The following is a 12,455-nucleotide window of genomic DNA, read 5'->3' as shown; positions in this document are numbered from 1 at the left end:
AGCGCAGTCGAGGGAAGTCCTTTCGCCCGCACAGAAAGCCTCTCAGAAATGAGAGGCTTTTTTATTTTCAGTTATTTCAAAAGATTTTTCGGGGATGAATTGTAAAAAAGTGGGTCCAAAGGACGGGAAGGTTGTCCTGCCGGCATTGGGGAACTTTGCAATCCCAATTTCCAAATATTCTGCAGTAAATTATATTTTCATTGACCTGACCAGGGAAATTTCGAAACCCCGGAACGGTGACTCTATGTGTTTAGGGTGAAATACAGAACTAAAATTTTCATTTAAAAATATTAGATGATAAATGTGAATTGTCTTGTAAGAAAGCTATCCCTTCTATATTTTTGGCAGCTTTGAAAATTATTGGATTTATTTGATGGCGCTGATTTTAATGTAATTCCCACGCTTAGATCTTTCTTTAATTGCTAAGGTAAATGGTAAAGTTGTTAATAGCTTAATTTTATAAAAAACACAAATTGATTCTCCTCCTCCTTATAGCTGCCATCTTCGGATTTGTATTATCTACCACATTGTTTTTTAAAGAATCTACTAATACAATAGCAACACGAATTTTAGGAGCTTTTTATTTTATAGTATCGGTTTATGCTCTGCAGGCTTATATTATAGACGGGGGATATCTGGAACATTTTACGTGGTTCTTTCTTTGGCCATTGCTTCCCTATCACCTGATATTTATTCCCATCTATTATTATTTCAAAGTCATTTTAACCGATGAGCTTAAGTGGCATAAGGCAGATTTGATTCTTTTTATTCCTTTTGTTCTGGGTTTAATAGATGTCACTTTTGTCTATCTGCAATCTGAAAGTTTTTATAATTATCTTATATCCACAACGATTTCCTCACCCGAGAAAAGATTGGGAGTTCATTACTGGCTTTTAGATCTCGACCAACACCTTCTCATGCGACACGTTTGGCAATTGGGAGTTCTAATGGTTTTAATACCTGGAATTCGGAGCTTTATTAAAAAAGGAAAGAATGATGGAATAAAATCTATTCTTAATAAGTGGCTAATCACTTTTTGGGGGATCCTGGTGTTAATGGCAGTTTTAGCTATTACTTATGCCTTAGAAAAAATGTTCCAGGAGAACTGGTTTCACTCCTTGATAATCATAGGAGAAGATGGAGGGATTGTAACTTTCTTTCTTTATATAGCACTCTTTCTTATTGGAATTATCCCGATTTACTTTCCCAGTATTTTGTATGGTTACCCACAACAGGTAAAACCTTCTTCAAATCTCGTTGCAAAAGAACAAACTGATGACCTGAAGTTTGGACTGGACGAGCAGGAGGTAAAATTAAAACTTGAAGGTCTTAAAAAAAGTAAATCTTACCTAAATCAAAGTTTCACTCTCACTGAATGTGCTCAGGAACTTGGAATGCCCTCACATCATATTTCCTATTTCCTTAAAAGCTATTACGGGCTGAGTTTTTCTTCATTTAAGAATAACTTGCGAATGGATCATGCAAAAAAATTAATAGAAGATGGCTACCTGCAGAATAATACTATTGAAGCTTTGGCCGGGGAATGTGGATTCGCTAGCAGAACTTCTTTTAGTAAAGCCTTTAAAAGTGCAACAGATGTAAGCCCCAGTCAATATGTGCTGGACATTCAATAATTACTACTGTCTTAAAATTATTCTTGCTCCCTTTCCTTATTAATATTAGGCGGTCTCTGCGTGTCCAAATAAGATTTGAATACCATTTCACCTGACATTCATCCTGACTTCTCTTAGTTTTAAGTTTCTTTTGTAGCTCGAGATTATTCTTGATCAAAGAACATATCAAAGGTCAATTTTAAAAAAGAAGGCAGGGATGAATATTGAAAACGAGATAAAGAAGCAATGGTTACAAAACCCTGGCCATAATGAAAATGTTCATCAGGAGATCACCAGGGACCCCGGTAACATTTACAAAAAGGGGATTGGACTGATAGTATTTGGAGCCGCTATAGTTATTCTTGAGCTAATTTTCTTTTACATTTCTACTTCAATAAGCAGTAGACCTTTTAGAGGCCTGGGAATTATGGTGGGTACTTTAATGCTGAGGTTTTGTATGGAGTTTGTGATAAAAAAAAGAAAATTTCCGGTAGATGAAGCTTTAATCCATTACAAAGAGCAATTGATGGATTATTACAGGACCAGAAAATATATGTATTTAGTGATGGCTCCTTTGTTGTTGGCCGGCTATATTTACGGGTTCACAATGCTCCTCTCTATTTTTGAAAAGGAGCTATTAGGGGAATTATATGGCTATATTATTTTTTCTTCGTGGATAGTTTTTCTGGGATTGACAGTATTAATTGGCATCCAATTGAGAACAGAGCTTGAAATCCTGAAATCATTGATAGAATAAAAAGAAGAGATTTCTCCCTCCTTTTTATTTTCCAGTGCCCTGGATATTATATTATTCCCCACAGGAATTTTTGCTGTTATAGAAAAGAGTGGCTAATTAATCGAGGTGAAATTTTCTGAGGGATCATACATATCTTCTTTTAAAACACCACATAATTAAGGTTTACAAAAAGGTTGCGTCCCCTCCTTGGAATATTGTTCCAGTCCGAAAAAGTTGAATAATAGGTATCAAATAAATTTTCTGCACCTACTTTAATAGTCATTTTTTGCTGATTGAGATAGAGGATTTGAGATGCCGATAAATTAACCACCGCATAAGCGGGAGTTTCGTTTTCACCAAATTCCTCACTGAAATCCGATTGTTTTAAAGCTCCTTCCACCGCAGCTTCGGCAGAGAAGAAGCCTTTTTGGAATTGCAAAGCCGAATAATAGGTAAAAGGCTGTACCAAAGGGAGATTTTCATTGTTGTGATCTCTGCCTAAGTTGTAAATAGCCTTTCCATTAAAATTCCAGTGCTGGTCTATCAGAAAATCCAGCGATAGATGGGTATTAAAAAGACTGGCGTATTCAAGTTGTTCATAAACTTTGACCCCATTTGCTCCTATTGTCATTGGACTAAGGGCGGCATCGGGTTTTCCAAGGATGTAGTTATTAATATGAAAATAAGAACCCGATGCTTTTATGCTCCATCGCTTTTTAGTAAAACCCACAGAAGTATTTAATTCTACAGACCTTTCATTACTCAACCGGGGTTTACCTATGTAATCAAATCCATCAAAACTATTAAAAAGATAAAAACCATAACCTTCAGAAACCGAAGGGGCACGTTCGCCATACCCAATGCCTAAAGTATAGGAGAAATGTTTTTTCTGTAGTTGGAGTTTTGAGGATGCAGCGGCTAAAACCCTTTGATTTTTTTCTGCCATTTCAGGATAAAAGATCCTTAAACTTTGAAGCCCAGGCTTACTTTCTACTCTGTTGGTTTGGGAGCCAAGACTTCCCGAAAGGTTTAGATGAAGGTAGTCGTTTAGCCTAATCCGGTCTTCCATGAAGATTCCTGTGTAGAATGTGCGCACATCGGGCCAGGTGAACATGAACATTTCCTTCTCATTAGGATCATTTGGGAACATGGTCATCTCTGCCAGGGATTTATTGTAAAAGCTGTTGAGGTTCACTTTTATTTCATGTCCTTTCAAAGAAGTATTTATTTTTGAATAAAAGCCATAGGTGTCACTCCAGCCGGGCATATCCATACGAATAGGAACATCAGGTCTTTGGGAATCATCCATTATATGTTCAATGCTGTTGAAATAGATCTTTGTTTCCCAGTGATCTATGTAGTCTAGCGGTTTATGGTGCTCATACTTTAAGGAGGTGATCACTGCCTCTGCCGAGGATACGTCCATAGGAAGAGCAGGATAACCAACGTCTGTAGCTTTATCAAAGATGAGCGATCCCTGTAAAGTCTGATGTTCTGAAAGCCGCAATCCCGAAACGGCCGAAAAATTATATTTTGTGAACCGGGAGTACTGTACTTCCTGATTTCCGCCAGCGTAATAATTTTCGGCATCGCGGTACATAAAATCAGTGTTCAGGAAAAAAGAGTCCTCTGCATAATCCAATTTGGCTCCTGCTATTTTTTGTTCCCCATTCGACTCCAGACCCGAACTCAATCCTATATTCCAGCCCGATTCTGTAAATCCTGTTTTATGGAGCTCCATGTTAACCGCTCCACCTATTGTGGCTCCATATTCGGCGCCTTCCTGTCCGCTTGAGATTGAAGCTTCAGATAAGTTGGAGATCTCAACATATGAAGTTACAGGGTCCATTTTATCTGTACATGCACTAAAGATCCTCATCCCGTCAATGGTTATTACCGTACGTTCTGTAGCCATTCCGTTAATCATAGGTTCCCACGCGTAGGCTCCTCTCTTGATCATAGATATTTTTGACGACCTGTCGAGATATTCATCTACAGTTGCCAAGGACTTTACTGTTTTTTGTGAGACTGCTCCTTTATCTCCAATTACAATGATCTCCTTCATTGGAATATAATTCGTGGTATCAATTTCTTTTTCCTGAGCAACAAGATCATTTCTAAAGAAAGGGCACAGTAAAAGAATAAATGCTAATTTTTTCATTGTTGTAGAATTAAAAGCTACCTAAGCACAGATGTTCATGTTCTCAGGCAGCTTTTGAAGTATTTAAAATTCCAGTTCAAAGAAGATACTACTGGCTTCGGTCGTGCCTTCAACCTTTTCACCTTTCACTACTTCTCCCTCAGGGTTTTCCACCTGCAGGTTGATCTTCCAGTAGCCCGACATGGTAAGGTTAAGTTTCCCTTTATATAATTCACCTGCCTCACTTTGTATTAGAGGCACATTATTGGGGGAGCTGTGGTTGTCCATTCCGGGCATTCTTGGATCTATTAAGATTCTGTAGTTATTTACAACGGGAAAGCTTTCCATATTTTCCATTCTAAACAAGGCAGCACTAATATTATTGGTGGCGATCTTCGGATTAGTGGGTTCGACCAGGGCCAAAATATACTTGACATCATCGGTTCCCTGGAATACTGCTATTCTTCTTTTTTTGGAAGCAGGAACACTTATATTATCTTCCATACTGTAATCTTTTCCGTCAAGGGAGTAATTGAGGGAAAGGTGCCAGAATTCTGTATCATTCTCCGGCATCTGGAAGACAATATACCCTTCAAAAAGGGTGTTTGTGCCGGGGATTTTTGAGACTTTAGATTTTGGTGCAGAATGTTGCTTCGTTTCCATATGCATCATCGGGTTCCATTCAATCTCCGCATCCTGAACAAATTCCCGGGTACTTTTATTCCTAAGGCGTAACACCATTTTATTGTATCCTGTTTGTAAACCGCCACTTTCAGAATATAATTCTGCCTCGTGGGTTTCATTTTCTATGGTCTGTATTTTTAAAAGTCCTTCAGTTTCATTTACCGGTTTTAGATCTTCAGAATCTGTTGAACAAGAGGCGACTGCAGCCACTAATAGGAGGCTGATATATTTAAATAATTTCATTTTTTGTTATTTATAATTAAGGCAATACTTCTCTGCATTCAGTATTAAAACTGAATGGAATCCTTGAGAATGTTTTTTTTTGAAATTAGGAGATCCTCATTGGAGGATGGGCGATTTGCCTTGTGAAAAGAAAAGAATAATCGTTTATATACCTGAAGGTTGGAAAATGGGTTGTATTAATAGAAAAATTCTCTTCGGGCATGGAGAAATCTACATAAAAGGTAATTTCTTTTTGAAAAGAATTGAGGGTTAGATCGTTTTTCTCCTGATTTATGTCTTTACTGGCTTTGGTAATGGCGCATTTTCCATTACACTCCATTTCAGGCTTATCCTGATTTTCACAAAACAGTTCTGTAAAACTTTGGTTGTTGAAAGTGTAAAAACTAACCAGGTAGGTGAACCTTAAATTGTAGAACAAGGTTGCGATTAAGAAGGTTAAGAGCAGACCATATTTTAGCACGGTATTCAATGCCTGATTTGTTTTTGCAAAGATACTTGGTTTTTTATGCCTAATTGTATGATCCAGATCATTTTAATGCCTCCTCCTCCAATTCTTTATTTATTTCTGAATCAACCAAACTCAACTGCTTCCTTCTTCTAAAATCGTATTTTTGTGTTGCTATGAAAAAATCCCTTAGTTACCTGTGGCCACTTACTAAGAAATTAGAATCAGAATACAGCGGAAGCCTTGAAGTTACATGGATTAACGGCCGCAAAGTGCTGGACAGTCTTAATGCCAATTACTCCTTTGGTGCCCTGCAGGAAGTGCTCGACCTTGGAATTGCAGAAGTGCGTGCAGATCGTGATGCGCCTGTTCTCCTCCTGGGCCTTGGCGGGGGAAGTGCTATTCATTTGCTTCGGAAGAAATATCATTACTACGGAAAGATCACAGCTGTAGAGATCGATCCTGCTGTCATTGATATAGCATATAGGGAGTTTCAATTGGGGGAGCATGAACCCCTGGAGATCATTTGCACCGATGCACTCGAGTTCGTAAAGAACTCCTCTAAAGAATTTGGGCTTATAATAATTGATCTTTTCCTGGACCTGGACGTGCCGGTGCAATTCTTCACTGCCGACTTTTGGAGTGATATTTCAGCTTTACTCTCTGCTGAAGGTAAGTTACTTTTCAACGCCGGAATCAATTCAGCAAACGAACAGGAAATCGATACCCTGCTTAAAAATGAGTGTTTGGGAATAGAATTCCGGAAGAAAGAAGATGTCTACGGCAGCAATACCCTGCTGTTGGGAGAAAAAACCGAAGTTGTAGAATTGTATAGCTAAGAGTTAAAAGTATTTCTGAAGATGCGGGCTAGATACTGCTGTAATAAATTGGTTATAACAGAAACCTGATTTATCTCATGATTTAATAGAGATTTTATTAATACATTTCTTGCTCCCTCTTTGAACACATTCACATATACATGGAGTATAAGATCTACATCGCGGGAGGAATTTTGACCATTCTAATTGCTGTCTTTTACTGGATCTTTATCAACAGGAACAGTAAATAAAAATCTTCCTTTTAATATTCAGGTTTGCATTCACCTGCTTTTATCCTTTGCAGGTCTGGGTTATATTCGTTTCCATAAGTCATAAAAGTTCCCGTAGGCAGGGCAAGGGAACTAAAATGCCTTTTTTGAAAAGCTTCCTAAAGCAGAAGCAAACTTTAGGTAGTAAATGCTGTTGTTAAGAAAGAAAGAAAAGCTTTAGTAATTCCCATCTTGGGCCGGTTCATATCGGTCTCGTAAGAGACCAAAAATATGCCCGACTCCTATACCTAAATATACCCTGTCTTTATTGAGCTGAACCATTGGGGAAACAGATAATCCGAAAAATCTCGTTAGCGGAAATTCAATTTTAGGATTTATTATAAGGCTTATTGTATGGTATTTGTCATAGTCCCAGGTGTAGTTCTCCTTTAGCAGGTGGCTGCCGGTTCTTTGCCAGTTTCCGGGTTCCTTGATTGTGGTGTAGCCGAGTCCTAAAGATAGATTGGCTCGAATCGTTCCCTTATTATTCAGTTTATAGATTCTGCCTGCAGCCAGTTGTAAATTCCCCAGCTGGTCAGCGGGACTGCCCAGTCCCAGGAGCATAGTTTTAAAAAATCCAGCAGAATAATCATATGGTTGGGTCTCAGCTTTTCTAACGTTCCAGCTATATCCTAATCTAAGGGAGTATTTTTCCAGATAGGCATAATTCACATTGAAATCCAGGCCAAGGTAGTTTCCAGCGTTAATGTCATTACCAATATATATGGCATGATTTGATTCAGATTGTGGATGTGCCGTATTGCACCAGGTGATCAAAATTAAAAGAACAAGTACCTTCCTCAAGTAATTTTTTATCATTTGCTAAATTTCTTCTATAGATTCTATGAGGTGATGTAGAATAATGTTTCAATTTATGTAAATCTATTAACTTCAGCGAGTTTTCTACCGTCGGGAAATAGATGTAAACCTCCGGCAGAGGAATCTTTATTTGGGCCTGTCGTATAATTCGTAAAAAGATTCCTGGTATATCATCCAGGGAGTGTCACCCAATATGAGATCTCCATTTGCTGAAATCTCAAAAATCAGATCCCTCGAAAATTCATAGGTTTCAGGAGAGGATTCTACGATCAATTGTCCGTTTTTTACATAGAAGGTGGTGGTGTAGAGAATATCTGTGACCATGATCTCAACTTTGGAATCACTGATGATCTCTAAGGTCTGGGCACAATTCATGAAATATTTCTCCCAGGAAGCTTCACATTCTTCACGGGTATCAAAGAGTAAATTAGCGTACTTATTGCCAACAAATTTTTCCTCCAGGTTATCCTCTTTAGAACATCCTGTGAAAACTAAAAAGGAGAACAGAGCTATAAAAAGACGTTTCATAAACACATTTTATTATTAAAGATCATTGTTTGTCACTGTTACCCCCAAAGCAATCTGGACAAGTCGACCAGAAGCAAAATGTTTTTTAACCAGCACAACTAAAGAATGTTTTTATAAATCTATAAAAATCTTACAGGAAATTAACTGCATATCAGGGAAATAAAAGATATAAGGTGCTGAAAATGACATTTTAGAGAAGAAATTTTCTGCTTTTTTTAGCCCATCTGTAAGTTACTGCCAGATAATTGTTGCCAATAATTTTAATAAGATTGTTATTAAATTTTCTTAGAGTTTTTGACCGGAGCTTTGACATTGTAGTCAATGTTTTCAATGTCCAGTTTCAACCAGGTCCAGTCTTGGTTTTCCAGTTTCCAGGTGGCAGTCATTTTTGAAGGAACTCTTATTCCTTCAAAGCTCTTATGTTCCTGCACCTGCAATATCCACGGGTAACGTTTCGCATCGGACTCATTGCCTTTATAGCGCATTGCTGAAAACTTTATAAAATCTCCTTTAGGATCAAAATAAAAGTTCCCGCTGCCTTTGGTTCCCATATAATCCAGTGTAGCAATTGCTGTGCTGTCATTCACTTCTTCCCAACTCACGTAAGGACTGAAGGCGAGAGTTGGAAGCCACACCATTTCCCCCAGATATCGCTGCAGACTTCCCTCGTCCAATTTCTCTCCTTTTTCGTCCACAACAGGTATAAGCCCCTCTAATTTGATCAACATTTCCCCTTTTCCTCCTTCAAATTTGTCCCTGCCTTTGAAGCCAATAAGACTATTCATTCTGGCATCTACACTCCAGACAAATGCCGGAACAGGTACCGTGGAATATTGAACTGCAGTTGCCTGTAGCCATTTCTCCTGGCCGGGCTTCATCTTCATTTCCAGCTTTTGAGTGATCCTGGCGTTAGAAATAAATGGTTTCCCGATGATCCCTGAATGGTTGAGCCATTTTTGTACGGGTTGAGGTAAGCCTTCAAGATCTTTGTGAGAAATAATTTTTTCAGAAGAAATTTTACTTTCGGCTAATATTCTGCTGGTGTCGGCCTGTACCAGTTTGTTGAAGTTATAGGAGCCAAGGGAAACTATGGCTACAACCAGAATAATAAGATTAGGAAGGGTGGCTGCTTTGGCGTCCTGCCAGTAGAGAATTACGAGTACCTGCGAAACAGCAAAAGCTATAAAAGCGAGAAGCCAGTTGAATTTATAACCGGTCCACCAGGAAATGCCGTATACAAGGAAGAGAAGCCCGGTTACCAACCATATTAGACCTACGGGTTTAGAAATGGGAAGGCTCAGTTCTTTGATCTCGGCCAAATTGAAGCCTTTTGCAAATCCAAGAAAATGAATTAGACCGTGTAAAACAATGAGTATTAAAAAAGCTATTCTCATTACAATTTATTTATCTCCCGGATCTTTGAGAGGCCAGTTAGCTTCTACCGATCCTTACCGTCTTGGCCAAGGCATCAAACAGATCTGAATTATCCTCCGTGATCTGACCATCGGTAAAGTTGAGCTGAAAAAAATAATTCCCGTGAGGGATTGCATAAGTTCTGCTTCTCACTTTAAGGCTCTCGCCGTTGGCGGTCTGCATACTAAATTTCCCCACAAAATAGATGGACTTGATTCCGCCAATCTCCACCACCTTTGGAGCGGTTTCAAATGAAAAATCGGGAAAATACTGTTTGAAGCTATTAGCACTCTGAGTGATAAGGCTTGTGAACTCATTAAAATTCCTTGTGTCGTTTTTTCTTACGTTCACCTGGATCGTGGGAATCAATCCGGCATGGGTGCTCAAATTATATTTGTAAAAGGATGTAAGCAGGAGGGACCCGTTATGGTCGCTTATTAATTTTTTTAAATCCTCTTCTTTTAAATCTATTTTGCTAAGATTTTTGAGTAGATCGTCGTTATCGGCCTGCGTCCAGTTTTCAGGTTCTGCCATAGAAAATCCGAACTGGGAGTTTTCAAATTTGCCCTGTCCCAAAAGCGCGAAACAGGAGAACAGAAAAAATGTCAAAGAGAAAATGTGCTGTTTCATAGAAGCTTTGGATGTTAGCATCTTAAGTATTTAGGAGCAAAGTTGATGCTCGATAATGGCCCTGGAGCAGCATCATAGAGTGTTGGCTTTAAGCTGTATAAATTTATAGAACTTTTATTAATGTATCTTTAGTCAAAGCCGGTTTTATTTTTTCGAAAAGGTGTTAATTATGGAGGGGCTTATTAAGAAAGAAAAGAGGCTGCCTATAAAGCCCAACTACCGTCAACCTGAACTTGTTTCAGGTTCTTTTTTTTCTGACAATAAGATTTTTAATATTCTGAGATAAATTCAGAATGACGCTCTAACTGCTTTGCAAACAACCTCTTCGAAAGAAATACTTTTTAGGTCTACCGCATATTCTCAAACTCAATCTTCCAGATCCCGCGCACCTCATTTTCTGAATAACCAACGGCTCTATCCTGTGGATACAACTTCAGGATCTTTTCTTTTACCTGCGGCTCAATGTCCCCGGGCTTTCCGTGGCATTGCAGGCACATGCTGTTGGTGACTATGGGATAATAGAAGCGGATAGTACCATTTTCAGGAAACAAGACCGGCTGCGGATCTTTACCTGCATTTAACTGTGCTGTGAAAAGATCAATGAGTTCTGCTTCTTCGGGAGTGGCTTGATTCTGCGGATTCCTGTACTTGTCTGAAACCCTTTGCACAGAGGCGTTGTACTTTTCGGCCATGGAAGCGGTGAGAGGAATGGCCTCTACATTACAGAATTCCAGCGCGTGAAGGGTCCCTTCTTTCTGAATGGCTCCCATTAAATTCTGACCTAAAAGTTCTTTGGTTTCCAGTGCGATCTTCAATCCTTTATCTGCCGGATTTTGCCGCTGCATTCCCATTCCTTTGCCCATTTTGCCGGCACCTTTTCCCTGTCCCATCCCTTTTCCCATCTGTCTGCCTTGCTGGCGATACATGCCCTTGCCGGGGCCTTGTTTCCAATGTTCGGCGAACCAGTCCGGTTCTTCTATCTGATATTCATACAGGTATTCAGCAATCTGTTCGACGGCGCCATCAGGAAATTCCTGGTACGGCATAAGACCGAAGCGGTTAATTGCTCCCCGCATTTTGGATTTGTCTGCAGATGGTTCATCCACAAAGGAGACGATTTGGTGCACAAATTCCTCCCGGGACGGTTCACTCATTAAATAATGCGCTTTTACCGCAGCCATAGGTGGGCCAATCCTGCCTTCATTCATAGGAGCACTTGGGCTATGACAGGTATAACAGTAGGTCTCCATTAGCTTTTTACCAGGATGCTCCTGCTGTGCGGTTGCAATTTGCATTTCAGCTTTTGCAGGTGTAGTGTAGTCTGTCTTCTTTTCCTGGCAGCCGGCGAGGAAGAAAAAAGCAAAAACAGGAAGGAGGAGATTTTTCATAAGAAATGATTAATCAGATAAATGTATGAATCTGCCTGTTCCCTTAACATGCGATTTGTCATGTCGGGGAAATTTAAGCTGTACCTTTAAAAAAACCCTATGCTTTGGAACGGGAATCTTTCAAAGATGATTGTTTTTCATCCTTTATTCCGAATTTCTTCAGGATGTCCTCCATCAAACACCACCGTGTCATTGAGGATTGTAACAGGTTCACTCCAACAAAGGCTGTAAACCAAAGCCAGTTGAGGTTTACATAAACTGCCAGTAAAAGGCTTATCAAAATAAAAGTTCCGGCTACGCCGCGTACAATTCGATTGATCATAAGTATTATTTTTAAGGTTAAAGTGATTTTTCTATGGGTAATACCACCGCACGAACGGGGTTGTTGGTCTCCAGGTGCTCATTATACTCCTTCAGGTACTTAAAAAGATCGCCGATCTTTTCCTCTTCGGTAAAGGAGAACAGCATGACGGACTCATTGCCGCCTTTTTCCCCGGGAAACCAGCTCTGCGTCGCGACCAGGGAATTTCCATTCTTGTAGCCGTCTATTTCCGAAGAACTAAAGGCTTCAATATTCGCTTTTTTGAATAGCTTTAGTACGTCTTTTTGGAAGGCGACTACGCTGGTGACTATTAGTAATTTCATTTTTATAGGTTTAATGTTCAAAGTTTAAAGTTCAAGGTTGTCGGTTGTCGGTTGTCGGTTTTCGGTTGTCAGTTGTCGGTTCTC

At 39.3% G+C, this 12,455-nt stretch carries 13 protein-coding genes; 3 read left to right on the top strand and 10 right to left on the bottom strand.

Translation table 11 applies throughout. From position 1 onward, the window contains the following. Positions 1-473 precede the first annotated feature (473 nt). Both OU683_RS15650 and OU683_RS15645 read left to right on the top strand, forming a co-directional pair. Positions 474-1,634, top strand: coding sequence for a helix-turn-helix domain-containing protein (locus tag OU683_RS15650; RefSeq protein ID WP_268139987.1), 1,161 nt, complete (start codon positions 474-476; stop codon positions 1,632-1,634). Between the two features lie 196 nt (positions 1,635-1,830). Further along, entirely contained in the window at positions 1,831-2,370 is a 540-nt protein-coding gene (locus OU683_RS15645) for a hypothetical protein (RefSeq protein ID WP_268139985.1), read from the top strand. Positions 2,371-2,509: 139 nt separating this feature from the next. On the opposite strand, the gene OU683_RS15640 is transcribed toward OU683_RS15645, so the two are convergent. From OU683_RS15640 to OU683_RS15630, 3 genes are all read right to left on the bottom strand, one after another. After that, complete coding sequence (locus tag OU683_RS15640; RefSeq protein ID WP_268139983.1) at positions 2,510-4,510, bottom strand: TonB-dependent receptor plug domain-containing protein; 2,001 nt, start codon at positions 4,508-4,510, stop codon at positions 2,510-2,512. Positions 4,511-4,573: 63 nt separating this feature from the next. Then, on the bottom strand, positions 4,574-5,416 hold the full coding sequence (locus OU683_RS15635) for a hypothetical protein (RefSeq protein ID WP_268139981.1): 843 nt from the start codon (positions 5,414-5,416) through the stop codon (positions 4,574-4,576). 85 nt (positions 5,417-5,501) lie between these two features. After that, positions 5,502-5,834, bottom strand: a complete 333-nt coding sequence (locus OU683_RS15630; protein ID WP_268139978.1) for a hypothetical protein — start codon at positions 5,832-5,834, stop codon at positions 5,502-5,504. A 203-nt stretch (positions 5,835-6,037) separates the two neighbouring features. On the opposite strand from OU683_RS15630, the gene OU683_RS15625 reads away from it, so the two are divergent. After that, on the top strand, positions 6,038-6,700 hold the full coding sequence (locus tag OU683_RS15625) for a spermidine synthase (protein ID WP_268139976.1): 663 nt from the start codon (positions 6,038-6,040) through the stop codon (positions 6,698-6,700). A 425-nt stretch (positions 6,701-7,125) separates the two neighbouring features. On the opposite strand, the gene OU683_RS15620 is transcribed toward OU683_RS15625, so the two are convergent. The 7 genes from OU683_RS15620 to OU683_RS15590 form a co-directional block, all read right to left on the bottom strand. Next, positions 7,126-7,767, bottom strand: coding sequence for a hypothetical protein (locus tag OU683_RS15620; RefSeq protein WP_268139974.1), 642 nt, complete (start codon positions 7,765-7,767; stop codon positions 7,126-7,128). Between the two features lie 126 nt (positions 7,768-7,893). After that, positions 7,894-8,295 (bottom strand): hypothetical protein, encoded by a 402-nt coding sequence (locus OU683_RS15615; protein ID WP_268139972.1) that lies wholly within the window; start codon positions 8,293-8,295, stop codon positions 7,894-7,896. Between the two features lie 275 nt (positions 8,296-8,570). Continuing rightward, a complete protein-coding gene (locus OU683_RS15610; protein ID WP_268139970.1) occupies positions 8,571-9,689 on the bottom strand; it encodes a DUF6544 family protein in 1,119 nt (372 codons plus the stop codon). Positions 9,690-9,726: 37 nt separating this feature from the next. Continuing rightward, positions 9,727-10,359, bottom strand: a complete 633-nt coding sequence (locus OU683_RS15605; protein WP_268139968.1) for a hypothetical protein — start codon at positions 10,357-10,359, stop codon at positions 9,727-9,729. Positions 10,360-10,685: 326 nt separating this feature from the next. Then, positions 10,686-11,726 (bottom strand): Tll0287-like domain-containing protein, encoded by a 1,041-nt coding sequence (locus OU683_RS15600; protein ID WP_268139966.1) that lies wholly within the window; start codon positions 11,724-11,726, stop codon positions 10,686-10,688. Positions 11,727-11,823: 97 nt separating this feature from the next. Then, positions 11,824-12,048, bottom strand: a complete 225-nt coding sequence (locus OU683_RS15595; RefSeq protein ID WP_268139964.1) for a YgaP family membrane protein — start codon at positions 12,046-12,048, stop codon at positions 11,824-11,826. A 17-nt stretch (positions 12,049-12,065) separates the two neighbouring features. Beyond that, positions 12,066-12,371, bottom strand: a complete 306-nt coding sequence (locus tag OU683_RS15590) for a hypothetical protein (protein ID WP_268139962.1) — start codon at positions 12,369-12,371, stop codon at positions 12,066-12,068. Positions 12,372-12,455: the final 84 nt, after the last annotated feature.

Source organism: Salinimicrobium sp. TH3, from assembly GCF_026676115.1.
GTDB lineage: Bacteria > Bacteroidota > Bacteroidia > Flavobacteriales > Flavobacteriaceae > Salinimicrobium.
The sequence above is the reverse complement of the archived record's forward strand: the minus strand, read 5'-3'. Positions and strand labels throughout refer to the sequence as shown.